Source organism: Flectobacillus sp. (assembly GCF_049240685.1).
In the GTDB taxonomy this organism is placed as follows: Bacteria; Bacteroidota; Bacteroidia; order Cytophagales; family Spirosomataceae; genus Flectobacillus.
Map to the genome: position 1 here is coordinate 1 of NZ_JBMLSD010000306.1, position 22773 is coordinate 22773.

The following is a 22773-nucleotide window of genomic DNA, read 5'->3' on the forward strand; positions in this document are numbered from 1 at the left end:
GTTGGGATAATAGTCTATCCGTAAAAGTCGGCCAACGTTCCAACATCCCCGCCACTGCCAGTATCTCAGGCGACCAGTCGATTGATTATGGCAAGGAAGCTAAGCTGAAGGTAGACTTGGGTTCTCATGCTCCATGGACTTTTAAATTGTCGGACGGACAAGAATTTACTGCTCAGAAAACGCCATTTGAGATTACGGTAAATCCTTTATCCACAACCTCTTATACACTTTCAGAAGTAAAAAATATCTGCGGTACAGGTACAGTAAGTGGTACCGCCAAAGTTACGGTATTGGTATTAGGTATAGAGGAGGAAAGCGGTATTCTTGTAGAGGTATTCCCAGTGCCAACTTCAGATTATTTGACATGGAAAGTTAGAACAGATAAGCCTGCTTCTTACGATTTGCGCTTGAGTGATACCCAAGGACGAGTGCTAGAGGTGCAACATAACACGACACGTTCTCAAGCGCACGAAGGGCAATTGAATATCAGTACATTACCAACAGGAGTTTATTTCTTACAACTGACCGTTGGAGATAAAACCTTTAGCCGTAAGGTGATAAAGGAGTAATAGTCAAGAAGTAGCCAAATATCAATTATTATCCAACAAGTTTAAATATTATGAAACACCTCTATTTTATTCTTCTGTTATTTCATGCCTCTTTTGTTGTTTATGGACAACAAGCTTCGTCTAACTCACCTGTTTGCCTTGGGAATGCACTGAGGCTTACAGCATCTGGAGGTTCAAAATATCAATGGAGTGGCCCAAATGGCTTTAGTTCCACTCTTCAAAACCCAGTCATTGAAAAGACAACCATCGAAAGCTCAGGTATATACTATGTAACAATTGATGGTAAAATCACATATCTAAGTGTTATTGTCGGTCAAGAGGATTTGTCTGGTCGAACACCCATCGTGCAGAGGATTGTTGGCGGAGGATTATATTTTGAGACGTATTTTAATAGATACATTGATGGACTGAGATATGAGTGGTCCGGGGCTAATAATTTTATATCAAGTCAGGAATTTGCTGTCGTAAAAGGGATTTCCAAAATGTCTGAAGGAATGTATCGTCTTAAAATTAAAGATAAATACAATTGTATCGTTCAGGATTCAATATCTGTAAAATTTTCAAAACCCGATTGTCTTTATGAAAATATTGTAAGATTAAAATTTGGTGAAAAATCATTTGATGATAAAGTGTATCTCAATGCAGATATGAATAAAGCTGGAACGACTCTTATTAATTTATGTGAAGGCGCTAAACCGCAGCTTTATGTTGATACCATCAATTTTGCCAATAGCGATAAGGTAAGTTGGTACAAAGACGGCCAGAAAATCTCTTCTTCTGCCTCAATATACCTATCAGAAGCAGCGTCTTATTATGCTATAATTAAAACAAAGGACTGTGAATACACGACCAATTTATTTGATGTAAAAATAGTAAGCTCCTTTAAGGTTTCATATAATTATGACCGTACAAGCACTCCCATCAAGTTGTGTAAAAATGATGGTGAAACTAGGTTATTTGCCAATGTTTATAGTCAAGATGTATACGATACACAAACCATGCAAATTCAATGGTTTAAAAATGAGGAGCCTCTAGTAGACAAAAAGGGGAATGAGTTAATGGTCAAAGAACCTGGCGTTTATCGGTTTACACTTACCGACGGCTTGTGTTCGGGTACTTCAGCTAAGCAGGAAGTAGTTTACAGCGATAAAGTTTTAAGTGATTTGTACGCTTTTGCTGGGGGACCTAACTACTTTGGTAAGGAATTTTTGATTTGTAAGAACTACCCCAATTTTGTAGGGGTCAGTTTTTTGGCAGAGGGTAATGCTAGCTTTTTTAAAGATGGAGTTTTACAAAATACCTTACAAGTAAATGGCAATCCCTATTTAGCAAAATACAATGAGGTAGGAACATATACTTTAGAGGTCAAACAAGGTGGTTGTATAACACGAGATACCCTTATTGTAAAGGAAGGTAAACAAAGTGTGACACAAATCAACGTATTGGATACTATCGACTCATTTGCGTGTCTTTACAACATGTCAAATAGAGCTATGTATATCAATTCTATCTATTCTAACGTAGAAGATTGGACTCCCGAGTGGTACAGAAATGATACCTTGGTTTCTAGGGGCTTTCGAGTTTCCAACTTAAATCAAAAAGGTCGGTATCACTTCAAAGCTACCAATAAAATCAATGGCTGTGTGGTTTATAGTGATTCTGTAACTATTAATAACATAAAGATAGAAAGCGTAGACTCCGACTTTGAGGGAAAAGGGGTGATACATTTATGCAAAGGAGCAACCTACTCGATGAAAGACGATCGATGCTATGCGACAGGTCTGAAGACAGTATGGAAAAAAGATGGCAAAATTATAGATAATAGTAAAATTGTTAATTGTAAACTCTTGATTAGCGAGGCTGGAAAATATTGGATTGAATATACCTACATGAGCTGCACCTACGCTACAGATACGCTGGTTGTTGAAACGGAAAAGCTTCAAAGTGTACCAATTCAGGTGGCTTGTGTTTCACAAGGGCAATATTCGCTAGAGATTCCAAGCCAGACCAACTCCAAATATTTGTGGTACAAAAATGATACTTTAATGAGGGTGCCTTCCTCATCTAAAATTAGTGTTTCTGGAGCTAAAGCTACAAAGTATCAAGTACAAGTACTAAACGACTATTGCTCAGTAATATCGATGCCCACTACAATTGGAGTTGATGTCCCAAGCAAATTAACTATTTGTCGAGGTAGTAGCTTGACGATTCCAAAGATTAGTAATTATCAGGATTTTAAATGGGTAGGGCCGAATGGTTTTACAACTACACAAAACGGTATTGTAATACCTAATGTAAATGACTCCCATGCAGGAGTTTATGCGGTTACAATTAATAACGGAAATAGTTGTGAGGTATCAGCCACCGTAACTGTCGACGTCAATCAACCTCTGGATATGCACTATCCAACTTCTTTCACAGTTTGTGAAAATGGTGAATTTACCTTTCCAAAACCTCAATCGACACTTAGTCAAAATTTTGAGAATGTACAATATTACCAAGTGAAAGGGCCGCATAACCTAGACCTAAATAATCGATATAGCTATGGAAATCCTATCATCATAAACAAATTTACCGCAGAGCAACAAGGAGAGTATGTAATTACGGGTTTTTCGAACAATACGATATGTACAAATACCTTAAAAACTACAGTAACCCTTAATCCTTCTGAATGCCGTCAGATTGTGTTAGAACAGGATGTTCTTTCTAATTTAACAAGTTCTCCACCTTGTTATGGAACAAAGCTTATGATACCTTTCAAGGTTTTGGGTAATGTGCCTGCTGGGACTACCTTCAAAGTTTTGTGCGAGGAAGGGAAGGTAATAGGTCGAGGAACAAATCCTATTGAGATAACCGTGCCACAAGTCAAAGGACAAGCTAGTATATGGATTGAATCTGAAGATGGCACTTTGAAGTCCACCCCAAAATACATCAATGTAAGGTATGGTCCTGGAGAATATAATACTTACCCCGTTGTTAATCTACTAAGTGATGGAGAGGAAATTTCTCCTAATAATTACGCTGGTTGCGACTTATTGGTTCTAAGGGCAGTTTTTACACAGACTAATCAGTTACAGTGGTACTTGAATGATACTTTAATAACGGGTGCCACTTCGCTTAATTATGAGGCTACCAAACCTGGTATTTATAAAGTGGTAGAAAAAATGCCATCTGGATGTATGTGGGAATCAGAATCAGTATCGGTTAAGTTAAAAACACTATCTAAGCCTTTTATTGAAGGTTCACAAATTATCTCTTGTGATTATACTACTCTTAGTGCTGGAAGTAATGTTAGACGTCCTTTTTCTGCTAGATATGAATGGATAAAAGTAGGCGATTCTATTTCAGAAAATGGTGGATATGAGTTTAAAGCTAAAGAAAGTGGTTTATATCAAGTGAAAATGAAATTGAATTCATGTGAGTCTATATCTGATACTTTTGAAGTGAAAAAAAACACAACCAAAGCACTATCTATAATAACATCATTATATCAGAATGACTTAAGTGCCTTTTATAACTGTAAGAAGCCTGAGTATATACTTCAAGTAAACAACCCAAACGTATTTTACTCATACCAGTGGTATAAAAATGATGAGATTATAACGAATGCAACAGCCTCTTCATTAGTGTTAAACGAAACAGGAAACTACCATGTACGCGTAAAACTTGGTGATTGTTTCGGAATGTCAGAAAAAACGGCTTATCGAAATAAACCATTTGAACTTCCCTTATATGACGTTACCAGTGAGCATGATTCAACTAACAACTACACCATTTGCAAAGGAGATGTAGCTACGCTAAGCTTTAATATTAGTGGTAGTGGATATGAATTCTGGAGTCCAACCTCGGCGAAGTTGATTGGGTATAGTCAAATCTGGTACAAAGATGGGGTAGAAATTTATCGTAGCGAAAATGAAAATGGAGTAATTACTGAGAAGACCAGTTTGGTAGCACCTAGTAGGATAGATGGCACTGATTATACGTTTGGAGTAGCACGTTTGGCTGAGCCTGGGAAGTATCAAGCTTTACTAAAACTCAAATATTCCGATGATAAAATTTGTTCCATGTTATCTAAAGTCGTTACGATTGGTATCGTAAATGAATTGAATATATTCCAATACAATGACTCTGATGAAGCTTTCGTAAATTATAATATTGCTAAAAATCAAATGGTTTTGACGAGTTGCGCTAGTCTAATTCATCCATTTGCCAAAATGGGTGGATTAGATACTCGAATGAGACCTTATCAATATGAAGTTTTTAGAAATGGTATAAAAGTAAAAACAACATTTGCTCAAGATTCTCTGAAAGAATTTTCGACGAATCAGGAGGGGATATATCATGTGAAAATTTCTCACAAATCAGGGTGTGTTACAACTTCTGGACCAATTACTGTATATCTTAATAAGTTGAAAACAGATATTATCGGGATAGATTCTTCTCTTTGTCAAGAGCAATTAATAAATCTTAAGGCAAATGTGAATAATAACACAGTAGACCCTAAAAAGCTTTCTTATTCATGGTTAAAAGATAATAAGCTGATAAGCTCCAACCCGAATTTATTTACTCAATCTGAAGGTGTTTACCAATTAAAAGTCGAATTAAAAACTCCAAATGGAGTTTGTCAAGGGGTATCTGACAAACTCAATATTTCCAAAACTAGGTTCCTAAGTTCTATTTTTCCTAAAGACTCTATGTCATATTGTGGGATAGATAAATTACTTTTTCAAGCAAGCAATGAATTAGGGGTGTCTTATCAATGGGAGAAAAATAATGAAGAAATTCCAAATGCAACCTCCTTTGCTTACCAAGCTACTCAAACTGGTCGTTATAGAGTATTATTACAAAAAAATGGATGCTACGAATATTCTCCAAGTGTATTTGTTGGATTATACGCCAACATCCCCGCCACAGCCAGTATCTCTGGCGACCAGTCGATTGATTATGGCAAGGAAGCTAAGCTGAAGGTAGACTTGGGTTCTCATGCTCCATGGACTTTTAAATTGTCGGACGGACAAGAATTTACTGCTCAGAAAACGCCATTTGAGATTACGGTAAATCCTTTATCCACAACCTCTTATACACTTTCAGAAGTAAAAAATATCTGCGGTACAGGTACAGTAAGTGGTACCGCCAAAGTAACTGTTTTTGTTTTAGGCATAGAGGAGGAAAGCGGTATTCATGTAGAGGTATATCCCGTTCCTGCCTCAGATTATTTGACATGGAAAGTTAGAGCCGATAAGCCTGCTTCTTACGAATTACGCCTAAGTGATACCCAAGGTCGAGTATTAGAGGTGCAACAAAATACCGCACGTTCACAAGCGCACGAAGGACAATTGAATATCAGTACATTATCAACAGGAGTTTATTTTCTGCAACTGACCGTTGGAGATAAAACTTTTATTCGTAAGGTGATAAAGGAGTAATGAGTTTATAATGAAGCTGTTTAAACTCTATTCGTTTAAGGGAAAAAAGCCCCTTAGTTTGAAGTTTAACACTTTTTTGCATTTAAAAGTATCAATATGACGATTTTTTAAGCAGTTATTCCATGTAGCGGGTGAATTTATTCACCCGTGTTAATATATAAAAGTAGGTGTCGCAAATTGATATTTATCAGTTTATGACACCTACTTTTATTATATAGAAGAAATAACTCTATGCCTAATTTTGCGGGTTTTCAGGAAGACTTGTTTTTCAAAAGACAGGTCAATATCGTATCTCATGGAGATAGTTTTTCAAAGACTTTTGCAAAATGACACAATCAACTATAGAAATCATGGCTCCGGCTGGCTCTTGGGAGTCGATGATGGCCGCCATCAAAGCAGGAGCTAATTCGGTATATTTTGGGGTAGAACAACTCAATATGCGTGCTCGCCAAACCAATAATTTTCTGGTTGATGACCTCCCCGAAGTAGCTCGTGTTTGTGCTGAACATGGGGTAAAAAGTTATATTACGCTCAATACTATTATTTACGATCATGATATTTCTTTGATGCGAAGAATTATCGATCAAGCTAAAGAGGCAGGTATCACCGCAGTGATTGCTTCAGATTTAGCAGTGATGAATTACTGTCGGAAAAAAGGGATGGAACTCCACATTTCAACACAATCAAATATCACTAATATCGAAACAGTCGAACTCTATGCCGATTATGCTGACGTGGTGGTAATGGCTCGTGAGCTGACTTTGAAACAAGTCGGGGACATCGTAAAAAACATTCAACGAAATCAAATTACTGGTCCATCGGGTAATTTGGTACAAGTCGAAATTTTTGCCCACGGTGCTTTATGTATGGCAGTTTCTGGAAAGTGCTATTTGAGTTTACACTCCCATAATGCCTCGGCAAATCGGGGGGCTTGTATTCAAAACTGCCGTCGAGAATATACGGTTATTGATAAAGAGGAGGGAATAGAGCTCGAAATCGATAATGAATACATCATGTCAGCAAAGGATTTATGTACCATTGATTTTTTGGACAAAATCATCGAAGCAGGCGTAAAAGTGCTTAAAATTGAAGGACGTGGACGCGCTGCCGATTATGTTTTTGCCACTACACAGTGTTACCGACAAGCGGTAGATGCCATAGCAGATGGTACTTATACACCCGAAAAAATTGAGCATTGGAAAACAGAACTTAGCAAAGTATATAACCGAGGCTTTTGGGATGGATACTATTTAGGTCGTAAAATGGGCGAATGGAGTAATCAATACGGCTCGGTAGCTACTCAGAAAAAGGTATATTTAGGCAAAGGAGTGAAGTATTTTGAAAAAATTGGCGTTGGGGAGTTTTTACTCGAAAGTCAAGAAATCAATCTTGGCGACCAATTGATTATTACAGGCCCAACCACTGGGTATGTGGAGGTCGTAGCGGAGGAAATCCGAAACAATGAAGGTAATCCTGTTACAACTGCAAGTAGAGGAGAAACCATAGCGATACGAGTGACTGAAAAGATACGTCCGTCCGACAAACTTTACAAAATCATACCTGCTCATGTTTAAGTTGATTCATTACCGAAACCGTTGTATTGGTTGCAATGCCTGCGTAGAAATAGCCTATCAGCGCTGGCGTATGTCCAAAAAAGATGGTAAAGCTGTACTGTTGGGTGCTATCGAAAAAAAAGGAATCTATCAAATTCAGCTTAACGAGGACGAACTCCCCGAAAATGAACAAGCGTTAGAGGCTTGTCCTGTAAAGGTTATTCAGATTGTGAGGTGAAGAACCTCACAATCTCTAATCCTATCTTTTGAGAAGCTTAAATCCAATCTCTCTACCTTGTCCTTGAAACATCGCAAGATTAATCCAGAAGAAGGCAAATTGTTCCATCAAATCAAATTTATCATTGCCGCCTACGTCATAGCAGTTTTCAAATCCTGCATCGATAGCTAATTCTTGAGCAATAGCTTTCCCCTTTGTGGAATCTCCAGCAACAAAAGCATCTATTGTTTGCTCACCATAACGAGGATTCAACATATTGTTAAAACCTGTTGTATTAAAGCATTTTACTACATCATTTGTCAGGGTATTAGCCAAAATCGCCTCACTTGTATTGCTAAACCCAGCTGGTCCACGTCCCATAACAATATTCATGGTATCGATAATTACCTTATTGCTTGTATCACCTAATGATTGGGCTATTTCAATTGCATAAGGAGCTGGCGTTGCTAGTATAATTACCTCTGTTTGCTCAACTGCACTTCTGATAGTCGTAAATCGGTCTTCACCAATTTGAGATGCTAGTTTGATGGATTTTTCACTGAGTGGAAATTTAGCGCCTATCAAAACAGTATGTCCAGCTTTGATAAACTTTTGAGCTAATGCCCCACCCACATTACCTGAGCCTATAATTGAAATTTTCATAAAAGTAAAAAGTTAAAAATCTAAGAATAGGTAAAGTTGATAGTCCTGTTACTATTTTAAACAAGACAAATTTTAGGATATCGGCATTACTTATGAAATCTGTCTGGCAAAAAATACCAGAGAGGAATGCCAATAAAAATGAAAAAAGACAGATACACAGATACCAATGCCAAAGGAATAGAAAGAAGATATAATGAGCAGGAAATCCAGTTGCTTTTTTGTATGGTACTATTGTAAGGAATCAGTTTAGCATGGATTTCTACGTATCTCCGAAGAATCAAGAAACCAAAAGCATTTAAAAACATAATAAAACCATAGAACATAACGGCTTGTGGCAGCAAGGGATAGGATGCCAAAAAACTAGTAGGCATCGGGATTAACGACATAGCAAAGAGTAGAAACAGATTATGCCAAATTAGCTTGGTACCAACATGAGGAATTTTGTCAAACATGGTATGATGATTAAGCCACAAAATACCCACTACCACAAAGCTTAGCGTGTAAGATAATACCTTGGGTATGACTTTGACTAGTGCCTCTGGAACCTCTTGGTTTGAAAAGCTCTGAGACAATTCTGGTATCTTCAACTCAAAAGCCATAATGGTAATAATAATTGCGATTACCCCGTCGCTAAAAGCCTCAACTCTACTTTTACTAAGCATTGTATCAATATTTTAGTGAATAAAACCGTCTTTAGGTTCTAATTTAGCTGGAATTTCGAGCTCTATTAACATTTCTTTTAAATCTCTTTCTATGGTATTACACATCGAGCTCATTGGGATATCTGTTATTTGGTTTTCGAAAGGATTTTCGTTTACTTCTCCTACTTTTCCCATGACTCCAAAAACAAATGAAATCAAAATACTTGTAGGAATCATTAAAGCTGGAGCATCCATTTTGCTAAAATCAGCAATCAAGCAGAATGGAAGAAGCACCATAAAAACATACAAAAAGAGCTTGGTGAAATAATGATATTGGCGTAGCAGCGGGGTATTCTTGATACGTTCACAAGCACCTTGGTAATTACTAAACCCTGCAAGTGTTGGTTCAATACTGATATTATCAAAGGCTCCTAATAATTCTAACCTAATACCCTCTTTTATTTTGAACCCCTGGGTTTGTATTAAGAAATTCGCTTTGTTATTTTTCTCTAGTAATTCTCGATATTCCTTTTCTGATAAAAATGGTTTTAGCTCCTCCCAAGCGTTTTGTTGCCTTAACTGTAACCGTAAAGCATGAGCAAAAGCAATTTGACGATAAACCAGTTCTTTTTTGTAAACGTCTACTTCCTGTACGGAGGCTTTGTCAATTGCAGCAGCGTTCTCTGCATTAACAATAATTTGACGAGCAAAAATCCGACTGTTATTGATAATATTCCCCCAAACTGTACGAGCCTCCCACCAGCGACTATAGGCATTATTGTTCCTAAAAGCAATAAAAATGGCAAGAGCACTGCCTAAAATGGCAGCAATCGAAAAGGGTAAACTTATCGTTTCAAGATGCTTATTATCATACACGAAATAAATTGTTACTGATACAAAGGTTGCTATGGTTATTTCTATAAACATATAGCGAATTACCGCAAGAGGATTAAAAACTTTGCGAAGTATCATAACTTATCTATTTAGTAATGAAACAACAAGTTCGGCAACTGCTGCGCCACTGTTTTGTTGTTGTCCCGTAATCAAGTTACCATCTTGAATTGCGTAAGAAGAAAAAGGTGGGGCTACTTTGAAAGTCGTATCTGATAATTTCTTAGCCTCAGATTCTATACGATAAGGTTGAATTTTCATTCCAACGGCTTGGTCGGCAAATTCTTCTTCGGCATCGGCAAAGCCTGTCCATGTTTTTCCTTTAACCAATAATTCTCCATCGGATTTTTGGGCTTCTAACAACAAAGTTGTAGAATGACATACAGCAGCACTTGGCTTACCAGCCTCATAGAATTCGACAAAAAGCTTTGCTAAATCGTGGTTGCCTCTGAAAGTATACATTGGACCTTGTCCACCCACTAAAAAGATAGCATCAAACCCAGAAGCTTCAACTTCTGTGAGTTTTTTGGTGTTGGCAAGCATAGAATTAAACCAGTCTTGTTGCATATAACCTAATGAAATCACATCATGCGCCGAATAACCACTTGAATCAGTCGGGTTAGAATACCCATCCATTTCAAGTTTTCCTCCCTCGGTTGATACCAATACTACTTCATAACCTGCCTCCTGAAAAACTCGAAGTGGATGAGTCAGTTCGGCAGCCCAAAAGCCAATTGGCCAACCCGTTTGTAATGAAGTGCTTGGAGAACTAGCCACCATTAGGATTGTACCTTTAGTGGGTGCTCCATGAAAATGTACATAAGTGTTTACTTCTTTGATCATGTTGTTTAGATGTTTGATTGATGAAACAAAATTGTATCGACAAACCAACAAAACCATGTGTACAACTTTTTTGTACGATACGTACCAAAAAGTGTGTATAGCTCAACAGGACTTTACCGCTATATTTGAATAAAAAAAGCTAATGGGAGATTTTAAGTATAATGGAAAAATGTATTATAACCCTGTAGAGTTTGCGATGGACAGAATCGGGGGAACTTGGAAAATGCCCATTTTATGGCGTTTGAAAGACCGTATTATGCGCTATAGCGAGCTACAGAAAGATATACCACATATTTCGCAGAAGATGCTAACCACACAGCTTCGCGAGTTGGAAGAAGATGGTTTTGTGACAAGAAAAGTCTACCCTGTTGTACCTCCCAAGACGGAGTATACCATTACAGAAAGAGGATTAAGAGCCATTGAGGTCGTTACCGTTATTCGTAATTATGGCTTGGAACTAATGAAAGAAATGGGAGTAGATCATAAGTAGCCCCGTAAAAACGACAGAAAATACTAGTTTCTGTCGTTTCTACGGGGCATTAAAATTTCTTATTTGTTCGTAACTAGAGCTAGCGAAGCTTTTTGATTGCCCGTTCCTTTTAAACTTCCTTTGGCGACAAGTGTATAAATTTTACCAGTTGCAATCGACACTTTTTCTAACTGGAACAACAGCGAATCGTTGCTAGCGTCTTTTACCACAAATGTGTAGTTGGAGCCTGGAGTGATAGCCTCAAAAGATTGCATCCCAGCAAAGCCTGTTTGAGAAAATAGCGGTGTACTATGACCTTGAAGGTAAAGATTTAGTCCTTTGTTTTCGACCATAAAATTGGCAAAGCGAATATGGGCAAACTTAGGGCTTGGTTTTGATAAATCATCACTGAAAACCATAATAGAAGGGTTGGCTTTGGTACCAGCCACAAAGGCGGTGTAGTTACTTTGCTCGGCAAGAGTAATTTCTTTTTTGGCCATGGGAGTTGTCGAACCTTTGGGGCTAAAACTCAATTCCACTTTATTGGTAGGGGAATCTTGGTAGCCTAGCTCAGTCATAAAGTCAATATCTTTGTTAAGAAACTTTTTGGTACCTAAATAAAAACTTACCGACCCACAATCAGTACAGGCGTTGAATACCGATAGTTTGGCTGGTTTGGGTTCTACATTGGGATTTACCTCGTAAACTTTCTTACAAGAAATGGACAATACTGCCACAAGAGCAAAAGAGATGTTTGAAAATTTCATAAAAGAGAAGGTTTAAATTTATCTCAATGAGGTATGATTTCAGTGGATGGTTGTAAACCTTTTCTGGATTTAACATTCTTTAACAAGTGTAGTGGCGAGATTAAAGTAGATGAATCGAAAATGGAGAAGGAGGGTTAATTATGCGTATAACACTATAGAACACTTTTCGTAAAAGAAATTCGACGATAGTACAAATGTGAAAAATGCAAAGTATGCTAATCATAATAAAGCTTATCCTGCTTTATTAGTAATTCTTAAAACTTTGTACAATTCAAAAAAATATCTTAAAAAAACAATTTTTTATTTTTTTAATTAAGAAATAATTCTAAAATTTACAGCGTGAAATATGACCTATTTAACACGTCGTTGCACTTTACGTAGTTAAATTCTTAAGCTCCTTTAACACATCTCTGTGTTGTTTTCACAAAAATGAATTTTATAAGCCAGTTTTCTATAAGTAATTATAACCACTCACTTGATACAGTCTCCTAGGAAGAGCCGCTCCTAGTTGATGAAATCAAATAAGTAATCCAAAAAACATGTATATCGGTTGTTGGACTGATAAGCTTTCTTTTGCCCTATAATTTTTTACAAAAACTAGATAGCTATCTTCTAATATCCACAAAAAACATTAGTATGAAAGTGAAGCTACAAGGTAAACTCCAGTCCGTGGAGATATACCCTTCAATCTATTAGCTTCTATTATTTTACAATACAACACAACATCCAGATTATCATGGCTGCTTGTTGTAGATGCTTGTTTGGCTGTATATCATATCTACAATCGTAGAATGGATTTTCTCTATGTACTAAACCCATAGAGCAAGGCTTTGTATGTATTTTTCAAGACCAACAATTTAAACCAAATCTGAAATTAAGTAACAAATTTTACTAAATCACATTATCACTTTTTTGAGGTTCAATCAAACTCTTGCAAGGTTTACTCTTGCTTGGATGACTACGTATATACTTATTGTTTTACCTTGAGTCACTAGTCCAAAGCTTTTACAAAAAGTTTTTTTTATAACCAATCAGTTAAACGTTTAAGCAAAGAAAGGAGGTATATAAGCATCAAATAATTCGCTTCAATATCATCGTTACATTTTTCCAAACACTATTTCTATGAACAACAAATTACTACAAAAACTAGCAGGGGTCATTGCCCTGTGTTGTCTATTTTTGACTTCTTGGACCGCCCAAGCCCAAGAAAGAAAAGTAACAGGGAAAGTTTTGTCAGCGGCCGACGGACAAGGGTTACCTGGAGCTTCGGTTATGATAAAGGGCACAAAAGTGGGGGTTGCTACGGGCGCAAGTGGAGAGTTTACAATCGCAGTTAAAGGAGCTAACGATGTATTACTTGTTACGTCTGTAGGTTTTCAAAACCAAGAGGTTAGAGTGGGTTCTCAATCCAACATTACCGTAAGACTATCTGAAGACGTTTCAAACCTAACAGAGGTGGTTGTGACGGGTTATGGTACACAGTCGAAACGAGATATTACTGGTGCTGTAACTACAGTGAATGCCAAAGACTTACAGTCTGTTCCTGCAACTACCTTTGCTCAACAATTACAAGGTCGTGCCTCAGGGTTGAGTATCGTCAACGATGCTACGCCAGGTGGTAATGCAACCGTTCGTATCCGCGGCTTCGGTACGATTGGTAACAACGACCCTCTTTTCATTATCGATGGTGTGCCTACCGAAAATCAAGGTAATCTTAATCCAAATGATATCGAAACTATTCAAATTTTGAAGGATGCGTCTTCTGCATCTATCTATGGTTCTCGTGCTGCCAATGGTGTAGTAATCATTACTACGAAAAAAGGAAAAGCAGGTGTGCCAAAGATTACGTTTAGTGCTTATTATGGTAGCCAAAAAGTGGCGAATGATGTCCAATCATTGAATGCCAAAGAATTAGGTCAGTATTTGTATTTGGCAGATAAGTACGCAGGCAAAACGCCTTCGCACGGACAGTACACCTTTGGCCCAAATGGCGAAGTAACTATCCCAGATTATGTGTTCCCAAGTGCAGGGAAAGCAGGTACCCCTGCGGTAGATCCTAAGTTGTATTCATTGACACCCGATAACATCTATGCTATTACTAAATCAGCAGATACGTATTGGTGGGGTGAGCTAACGCAAGCAGCACCAATTTCTAACTACCAATTGACAGCATCTGGGGGTACAGATAATAGTCGCTATGCTTTGTCTTTAGGCTATTTTAGCCAAGACGGGGTGGTAAAATTCATTGGTTATGACCGTTATACTTTGCGTACCAATACAGAATTTTCAGCCTTGAAAAAACGCTTGAGAGTTGGTGAAAACTTTACAGTATCAATTGACAATCGTAAGGGTGGATACAATAACAACGAAGAGCAAAACGCCGTTTCGGGTTCGTATAAGCACCATCCATTGTTGCCAATTTATGATATTGCAGGTAATTTTGCAGGTAGCCGTGGTGCCAACTTAGGCAACAACTCAAACCCTTATGCTACGTTGTACCGTCAAAAAGATGACCGTTTGTATCGTATGCGTGGTTTTGGTAATGTATTTATGGAGTTTGATATTTTACCAAACCTTACTGCCAAAACTAGTTTTGGGGTTGATATTACAACTGAAAACAAAAAGGAGTTGGGACGTGCAAACCCTGAATATGTAGAAGGTAGTTTCAACAATAGCTCTACTTCACGTACTGCTTATGATTATCAGTGGGTATGGCAAAACACCTTGTCGTATAACAAAACATTTAATGAGTCACATAAAATCGATGCATATATCGGTTTAGAGTCAATCAAGCAGTTTGGTGAGTATTTTGGTGCAAGTCGTAATGGTTATGCTTTTGAAGTGGTGCCTATTATGAGCTATCTCGATCTTGGTGACCCAACAAAGGTATCTAACTATGGTTCGGTAGGTAATGACTATACCTTGTCTTCGCAATTTGGTAAATTTAATTACTCGTATCAAGGTAAATATTTGGTTCAGTTGATTGTTCGTAACGATGCTTCGTCTCGTTTCTTATCCGCTTCACGTAATGCCTTTTTCCCTGCGGTTAGCTTAGGATGGCGTCTTTCTGATGAGGCGTTCATCAAAGACCAACTACCATTTTTCAATGATTTGAAATTACGTTTTGGATGGGGTAAAACTGGTAACCAAAAAATTGGTAAGTACAACGCTTATACAACCTATCGCTCTGATATTTTCCATGCTGGCTATCCGATTGATGGTAATCAAACTACCCCAACGATTGGTTATGATGCTAGTGCATTTGGTAATCCGAACGCCAAATGGGAATCAACCACCTCAACAAACATAGGTTTGGATGCAGCGTTGTTTGGAAGTAAATTATCTTTTGAGTTGGATATCTGGAATCGTAAAACTACCGATATGTTATTCACAACACCTATTACCTTTACTGCGGGCGATGCAACGGCGCCAGCCTTCAACGTAGGTGGAATGACTAACAAAGGGGTTGATTTTGGTGTAAACTACAAAAACTCGGTAGGTGATTTTCGTTATGGAATTGGCGCTAATATCTCTACGTATCGCAACAACGTGGATAAGCTAGATGCTAGTCCAAATACTCGCTACTTCGGTTATGGTTCTCGTGTACCTGCTGTTACGGTAACCCAAGCGGGTCTTCCAATTTCTTCTTTTTATGGTTATAAAGTATTGGGTATTTTCCAGTCTGATGATGAAGCTAAGGCTTGGCCAGCTTATGGTGACTACAATAAGGCAGGTAAATTTAAGATTGCAGATATTAATGGTGACGGCAAAATTACGGACGACGACCGCACTATTATTGGTAATCCTCACCCAGACTTTACGTATGGTTTGAACTTCAATTTTGGTTATAAAAGCTTCGATTTGACTATCTTCTGCAACGGTACTCAGGGTAATGATGTATTCAACTATACTCGTTATTTCTCTGACTTCAATACTTTTCAAGGTAACCGTTCGAAACGTGCTTTGTATGATGCTTGGCAACCAACCAACAAGTCGGGTACTGTGCCAATCATGGATGCCAACGACCAAATCAGTAGCCGTCCTTCAAGTTATTTTATCGAAGATGGTTCGTATTTCCGTATCAAAAACGTTCAGCTTACTTACAACTTACCTCGTAAAATTGGTAGCAAGCTAGGTCTTGACAATGCTCAGGTGTATTTGCAAGCACAAAATTTGGCAACATTTACCAAGTATACAGGCCTAAACCCTGAAATTCAAACAGGTTCAGATAATACTTTGGGCTTTGATGGTGGTTATATGCCAGTTTCTAGAACCTTCATTTTGGGTGTTAATCTAGGATTCTAAGCGTAAGAATAGTATCTGATTTGTAAGAAAACCAATGTTCGTTTTTTACCAAAAGAGAAAAAATATGAAACGTAAAAATATAATAAAACTTTGCTTGTCGGCTGGTCTTGTTGCAGGTTTTGCTACGGCTTGTAGCGATGAATTCTTGACGCGTGAGCCACAAGGTCAATATAGCCCGTCGTCTCTCCAAACGGCCAAAGGGGTAGAGGGTATCCTTTTAGGTGCCTATGCCATGATTGATGGTCAGGGTTTGGACGGACAAGATGCTTGGAATAACGATATTCAAAGCTGGGTATTTGGTGGGATTGCCTCTGATGATGCCTACAAAGGTACTGATGCGGGTGACCAGCCAGAACAATCATTTATCGAGAAATGGGACTTTCAACCTACCAACAACCATATCAAAAACAAGTGGAGAGGTTTGTTTAAAGGGGTGGCTCGTTCAAATGATGCTATAAATACACTCAAAAATGTAAAAGATATTAGCGAAGATCGTCGGAAGCAAATCGTTGCTGAGGCACGTTTCTTGCGTGGACTTTTCCATTTTGAAGCAAAAAAAATGTGGAAAAATATCCCATACATCGACGATAATATCTACAACTTGAACGATTTGGAGAGTACCAAAGTACCAAATGACAAGGACGCATGGCCGTCGATAGAGGCAGACTTCAAAGCTGCGATGGATGTATTGCCAGAAACTCAGGCACAAGTAGGTCGCCCAACCAAATGGGCTGCGATGGCTTTCTTGGCAAAAGCTTACATGTACCAAGGTTGGAATATCTCGACTGGGGCAGCTAATACAGCTAAGTTACAAGCAGCAAAAGCTTTGTTAGATCAGATTGTAGCGAGTGGTAAATTTAGACTGGTAGAAAACTTTAGAGATAATCATGATGCTAACACTCGTAATAATGCCGAATCGATTTTCGAGATTCAATATGCTTCATCAAGCGCAAGTGGCGATGCCGCCAATGCAGGTGTAGGTTTGGCTCACCCATATACCTCTCCTTGGGGATGTTGTGGGTTTTATCAGCCATCTCAAAACTTAGTAAATGCCTACAAAACAGATGAGAATGGTTTGCCATTATTGGATACTTTCAATGATTCGGATGTAAAAAATGACCAAGGTGTAGATTTAGATGCAGCATATACGCCTTATGAAGGTATGCTTGACCCTCGTTTGGATCATACTGTAGGTCGTCGTGGGATTTTGTTTATTGATTACAAAATCCATAACCGTGATTTTATCCGTGACCAAACGTATGCAGGGCCTTATTCTCCGAAAAAACATATTCCTTCAAAAGCCTTTACTGGTGTAAACGGTTGGGCAAACCTTACTAGCAACAACTATCGTATTATGCGTTATAGTATGATTTTGTTGTGGTTGGCTGAGTGTGAAGTAGAGTTAGGTAACCTAGAAAGAGCAAGAAGTTTGGTAAACCAAATTCGTGCTCGTGCTGCAAATCCTGCTGGGTTTGTTCAAAAAGCTACGCAAGGTGCTACTCGCGATGCCTACAACTTGGTGTTTGACTCGAAAGGCGCTCCTGTTCCTGCGGCAAACTACAACGTGAAGCCTTACGCTTCTGCTTGGTCAAATCAGGCTACTGCTCGCAAAGCAGTTCGTTTCGAAACTCGCTTGGAGTTTGCGATGGAAGGTCACCGTTTCTTTGACCTAGTGCGTTGGGGTATTGCTGCCGAAACATTGAACGCTTACAATGCCGTAGAAAGCACTAAACGTGTTTACAAAAAAGGTGGTGTATTTGTGAAAGGTAAACATGAGTTTTTCCCAATTCCTCAAGAGGCAATTGACCGCTCTGAGAAGGATGGTAAACCAACCCTTACTCAGGACCCAGCATATAAATAGATTGGATTGATAACTGAAAAATGGTGTCTTTACAGAGATGGTACCCTGTGCCATCTCTGTTTTTACTGTCTTTAAAATTGTTATTGAAGTTATGTGTTTAGGCTCTAGGCAACAGGCACAAGGCAAAGAGTGTTAAATTATTTTTAGTAACAATAGATATATTTTTTCCAAAGCCCATAGCCGAAAGCCGATACCTGAAAGCCCATAGAACAATCTTAAATTTTATTTTGCGTATTAACTCAAGTAATCACACATAATTAGATTTAAGTAGCAGGAAAGATTAAATTAATAGTATATCAGAGGTGAAATTTGACTGTAACCTTTTGATTATAATGTTTTCAAATAACTAATATACTGTTAACTAATAACGTTTTCCTACTTAGGTTATGTGTTTAGGCTCTAGGCAACAGGCACAAGGCAAAGAGTGTTAGCATCAATAGATATATTTTTTCCAAAGCCCATCGCCGAAAGCCGATACCTGAAAGCCCAAAGCACAATCTTAAACTTTATTTTGCGTACAAACTTAACTGACAACTTTTTTACTTATAATATGCCTCAAACCTCTACCGTAACTGCATACCGTTTTCTATATTTAATTACCCTAGTAGGCATAGTCCTACTAGGAATTTATGCTTGTGGAAGTGCTTCGACAGACGGGCTTTTTAAGAAAATTGACCCCAAAGATTCTGGTATTCATTTTTCGAATCGTATTTCTGAAAATGACACGATGAACATCCTCACTTTTGAATACATCAATAATGGGGGAGGGGTGGCAATGGCCGATTTTAATAATGATAGTTTGGTAGACGTGTATTTTACAGGCAATCACGTTGCTAACCAGCTATATCTCAATGACTCCAAAACGAATCAATTACATTTTAAGGATATTACCAAAGAAGCCAAGGTTACAGGCGAAGGTCGCTGGTGCTCAGGAGTGGCGGTTGTAGATATCAATCAAGATAATTTGATGGATATTTACGTTTGTACAACTGCTCGAAAATCTGCCAGTCAGCGAGCTAATTTGCTGTATGTTAATCAGGGTGTAGATGCCAAAGGCGTTCCACATTTTAAGGAAATGGCGCAAGAATACGGTCTTGCCGATACCACACATTCAACCCAAGCCGCTTTTTTTGACTATGATAACGATGGCGATTTGGACGTGTATATCGCCGTAAATGAGATGGCCGATGTGCGTTTTCCTAATATGTATCACCCTCGTGTTTCAGATGGAAGTTCGCCTTTGACAGATAAATTATATCGCAATGACTGGAATCCAACGCTGAAGCATGCTGTTTTTACAGATGTTTCACACAAAGAAGGAATTCTATTTGAAGGTTTTGGTTTAGGTATCAATATCACCGATATTAACCAAGATGGCTGGAAAGATGTCTACATTACCAATGATTATTTGACCAACGATTTGCTCTATATCAATCAACACGAAAATGGGAAACATACGGGGTTTAAAGACGAAGCTTCTTTGTATTTCAAACATACTTCACACTCTGCGATGGGGAATGATGTAACTGATATTAACAATGATGGTTTGGTAGATATTTTAGCTTTGGATATGATGCCCGAAGATAATTATCGTAAAAAGATGATGACCTTGGGAAATAATTATCAGGCCTATCAAAACAATGAAAAGTTTGGATATGTATTCCAGTATCCTCGAAATACCCTTCAGCTCAATCGTGGTATAAATCCTTATACCCATCGACCTGTTTTTAGCGAAATAGGTTTGCTCACTGGCTTGGCGGAGTCGGATTGGAGTTGGACGCCACTCGTAACAGATTTTGATAATGATGGTTTGCGAGATGTGATTATTACCAATGGTTTCCCGCAAGATATTACTGACCAAGATTTTATGGTGTATCGTGCCGAAGTGGGTGCTTATGCTGCTCCTGTATTGTTGTTGGATTTAATTCCTTCCGTAAAAGTTAAGAATAAAGCTTATCGTAATAAAGGTAATTTACAATTTGAGGAAGTAACCGAATCTTGGGGAATTACCGAACCAAGTTTTTCAAACGGTGCTGCCTATGCTGACTTGGATAATGATGGAGATTTGGATTATATCATCAATAATATCAACGATTCAGCATCGGTTTTTTGTAATAATGTACGTCAACAATTACCAGAAAAAAGTAACTATCTCCGTCTTAAGTTTGTAGGCAATGCTTCTAATAAAAATGGCTTGGGTGCGACAGTGAAGGCTATTTATGGTAAAGGAGAACAACAATTCTATGAAAATACACCTTACCGAGGCTATTTATCCTCAGTAGAAACAGGTGCACATTTTGGACTAGGTTCTCATAAAAAAATAGATCAATTAATAGTGACTTGGTCAAGTGGATTGGTGCAAACGATAACGAATGTGCCAGCCAATCAACAACTTGTAGTGTACGAGTCTCAAGCCAAACCAGCTACAAAATCGGAACCGAATACTGGCTTTCTTTTTACGAAAAATCAAGAAAAAATCGGTAAAGACTTTGTACATGAAGAGGAGGATTTTATAGATTTTAATGTTCAAAAACTCATTCCACATAAACTATCCCAATTAGGACCATGCATAGCCGTTGGTGATGTCAATCAAGATGGTTTGGAGGATTTCTATATGGGAAGTTCGCTTCGACGCAAAGGCATATTTGGTTTACAGCGACCTGATGGAAGTTTTGAGAAAAAAGATTTATTACCCGAAAAAGCGATTGATAAGAACTGGGAAGAAATGGGAGCCTTATTGTTTGATTTGGAAAATGATGGCGATTTAGATTTATATGTGGTCAGTGGAAGTAATGAATTGCCTGTTGGCGATAATGGCTATCAAGACCATATTTATATTAATCAAGGTAAAGGAAAATTTGTTGTTGGAAATGGTATTTTACCAAGTTTCTTGAAAAGCGGTTCTTGTGTCAAAGCATGCGACTTTGACCACGATGGCGATCTCGACCTCTTTATTGGTGGGCGAGTAGAACCTAACAAATATCCTAAGGCTACCAACAGTTATATCCTTCGTAACGAAGCCCCATTGTTGAAGTTTTCCGATGTTACCGCTACGCAAGCACCAGCCTTGAAAGGTATAGGATTGGTATGTGACGCCTTGTGGACAGATTATGATAATGATGGTTGGGAAGACCTATTACTCGCAGGAGAATGGATGTCGCCAACTTTTTTGAAAAATAATAAAGGACGTTTGCAAAATACATCAAGTGCTGATTTGCAAAACTTTAAAGGCTTTTGGAATAGCATTGTAGCGGGCGACTTTGATAATGATGGCGACATCGATTATGTATTAGGAAATCAAGGCGAAAATACCCTCTATCGTGCTAGCGACGATATGCCAGTACGACTATATCATGGCGACTTTAATACCGATGGAAGTTATGATGCCATTCCGACGGTATATCTCAAAGATACCTTGGGCAAACGTCAAGAATTTCCTTTTAATACTCGTGACGATATGGTAAAACAGATGATTCAGACGCGAAAACGTTTTGATAAGTATCATAAATACGCCAAGGCTACCATTCATGAAGTATTTACCCCAAGCGAGTTGAGTACAGCCACAATACTATCTGCCAATTGGACAAAAACAAGTTATGTTGAGAACTTGGGTAAAGGCTCTTTCAAGTTGAAAGCTTTACCAACTGTAGCACAATTTTCGAGTGTCAATGCAATGTTGGTGGCAGACTGGAATGCGGATGGTAATTTGGACTTATTACTCAGTGGCAATGATTATGGCAATGAAATCAGTATTGGTCGATTGGACGCAGGTATGGGAGAAGTATTATTAGGAGATGGTAAAGGTAGTTTTAATATTTTACCATTAGCCAAAACAGGATTATGTCTCGATGGCGATACCAAAGCTTTAGTAATGATTCCAACAGCGAAGGCGCAAATAGGATTATTGAATTCGCAAAATAGAGGAGCTTTAAGAGAAATATTTTTATCACAAAAACCAACCAAGATCATTCCCTTGCAAGCCAAAGACCAATCGGCTATCGTTTGGTTGAAAAATGGTAAAAAACGAAAAGAAGAGTTTTATTATGGAAATACCTATCTATCACAATCTGCGCGTAATCTGTATCTTAATTCAAGTATAAAGCAAGTTCAAATTGTCAATTCCAATCAGCAGAAGCGGGTTTATTAAAAGTAAAGTTTGTAAACTTTAGAAATAGTAAGTCCGAGTCTTGAGCATCAAAAGAGGTTATTGGTGAATAGTATATCAGTTATTAGAGCCATCATTAGAAAGATATTGCTAAATTGTACCACAGATATATGATTAGTTTAATTTGAAATTAACAACTCATATTTCAGCATTCATACTTAGTAATATACGAAGGAATATAAAAACTGTTTATTTCGGATATTGGATTTCGGAAGTGTAATCTTTTATGTTTTGTAAAAAATAAAGGTATTTTATTTCCGAAATCAGAAATCGCAAATCTCCAATAGTTGAAAATCCTTCGTACAGTCCTAACTTACAAATTCGGGATTAACAGCAATTTTATTCCTTCGTGGAAATCTTCGTAGTTTCCTCCCAACCTGTATGTATTGCTACGTCAGGTAGC

At 38.0% G+C, this 22773-nt stretch carries 13 protein-coding genes; 8 read left to right on the top strand and 5 right to left on the bottom strand.

Annotation, left to right across the window (positions count from 1 at the left end; translation table 11 throughout):
- The 4 genes from ACOVQ4_RS13775 to ACOVQ4_RS13790 all read left to right on the top strand — a co-directional run.
- Positions 1 to 569 (top strand): T9SS type A sorting domain-containing protein (locus ACOVQ4_RS13775; protein WP_421821209.1); only part of this gene is annotated, 569 nt, incomplete at its 5' end.
- A gap of 50 nt (positions 570 to 619) precedes the next feature.
- Positions 620 to 5995, top strand: coding sequence for a T9SS type A sorting domain-containing protein (locus ACOVQ4_RS13780; protein ID WP_421821210.1), 5376 nt, complete (start codon positions 620 to 622; stop codon positions 5993 to 5995).
- Between the two features lie 326 nt (positions 5996 to 6321).
- Positions 6322 to 7569: a peptidase U32 family protein gene (locus tag ACOVQ4_RS13785; RefSeq protein WP_421821211.1), complete on the top strand. Its 1248-nt coding sequence runs from the start codon at positions 6322 to 6324 to the stop codon at positions 7567 to 7569.
- Positions 7562 to 7786 carry a ferredoxin gene (locus ACOVQ4_RS13790; RefSeq protein WP_166577118.1) on the top strand — a complete coding sequence of 75 codons (225 nt, stop codon included), beginning with the start codon at positions 7562 to 7564 and terminating at the stop codon, positions 7784 to 7786. Before ACOVQ4_RS13785 ends, ACOVQ4_RS13790 begins: the two co-directional genes overlap by 8 nt.
- 21 nt (positions 7787 to 7807) lie before the next feature.
- Here ACOVQ4_RS13790 and ACOVQ4_RS13795 read toward each other — a convergent pair whose 3' ends face one another.
- The 4 genes from ACOVQ4_RS13795 to ACOVQ4_RS13810 all read right to left on the bottom strand — a co-directional run bounded on the left by ACOVQ4_RS13795 (position 7808) and on the right by ACOVQ4_RS13810 (position 10803).
- Complete coding sequence (locus ACOVQ4_RS13795; RefSeq protein ID WP_421821212.1) at positions 7808 to 8428, bottom strand: NADPH-dependent F420 reductase; 621 nt, start codon at positions 8426 to 8428, stop codon at positions 7808 to 7810.
- A gap of 86 nt (positions 8429 to 8514) precedes the next feature.
- Positions 8515 to 9090 carry a TMEM175 family protein gene (locus ACOVQ4_RS13800; protein ID WP_421821213.1) on the bottom strand — a complete coding sequence of 192 codons (576 nt, stop codon included), beginning with the start codon at positions 9088 to 9090 and terminating at the stop codon, positions 8515 to 8517.
- 12 nt (positions 9091 to 9102) lie between these two features.
- A complete protein-coding gene (locus ACOVQ4_RS13805; protein ID WP_283345357.1) occupies positions 9103 to 10041 on the bottom strand; it encodes a bestrophin family protein in 939 nt (312 codons plus the stop codon).
- A 3-nt stretch (positions 10042 to 10044) separates the two neighbouring features.
- On the bottom strand, positions 10045 to 10803 hold the full coding sequence (locus ACOVQ4_RS13810) for a type 1 glutamine amidotransferase domain-containing protein (RefSeq protein WP_421821214.1): 759 nt from the start codon (positions 10801 to 10803) through the stop codon (positions 10045 to 10047).
- Between the two features lie 142 nt (positions 10804 to 10945).
- Between ACOVQ4_RS13810 and ACOVQ4_RS13815 the strand changes: the two genes are divergently transcribed.
- Positions 10946 to 11293, top strand: a complete 348-nt coding sequence (locus ACOVQ4_RS13815) for a winged helix-turn-helix transcriptional regulator (protein WP_283345355.1) — start codon at positions 10946 to 10948, stop codon at positions 11291 to 11293.
- Between the two features lie 59 nt (positions 11294 to 11352).
- On the opposite strand, the gene ACOVQ4_RS13820 is transcribed toward ACOVQ4_RS13815, so the two are convergent.
- A complete protein-coding gene (locus ACOVQ4_RS13820; RefSeq protein WP_421821215.1) occupies positions 11353 to 12039 on the bottom strand; it encodes a DUF4397 domain-containing protein in 687 nt (228 codons plus the stop codon).
- 1122 nt (positions 12040 to 13161) lie between these two features.
- Here ACOVQ4_RS13820 and ACOVQ4_RS13825 point away from each other — a divergent pair.
- The 3 genes from ACOVQ4_RS13825 (at position 13162) to ACOVQ4_RS13835 (ending at position 22352) form a co-directional block, all read left to right on the top strand.
- Entirely contained in the window at positions 13162 to 16344 is a 3183-nt protein-coding gene (locus tag ACOVQ4_RS13825; RefSeq protein WP_421821216.1) for a SusC/RagA family TonB-linked outer membrane protein, read from the top strand.
- A gap of 64 nt (positions 16345 to 16408) precedes the next feature.
- Positions 16409 to 18205, top strand: a complete 1797-nt coding sequence (locus tag ACOVQ4_RS13830) for a RagB/SusD family nutrient uptake outer membrane protein (protein ID WP_421821217.1) — start codon at positions 16409 to 16411, stop codon at positions 18203 to 18205.
- Between the two features lie 424 nt (positions 18206 to 18629).
- Positions 18630 to 22352 (top strand): VCBS repeat-containing protein, encoded by a 3723-nt coding sequence (locus ACOVQ4_RS13835; protein WP_421821218.1) that lies wholly within the window; start codon positions 18630 to 18632, stop codon positions 22350 to 22352.
- The last annotated feature ends 421 nt before the right edge of the window (positions 22353 to 22773 follow it).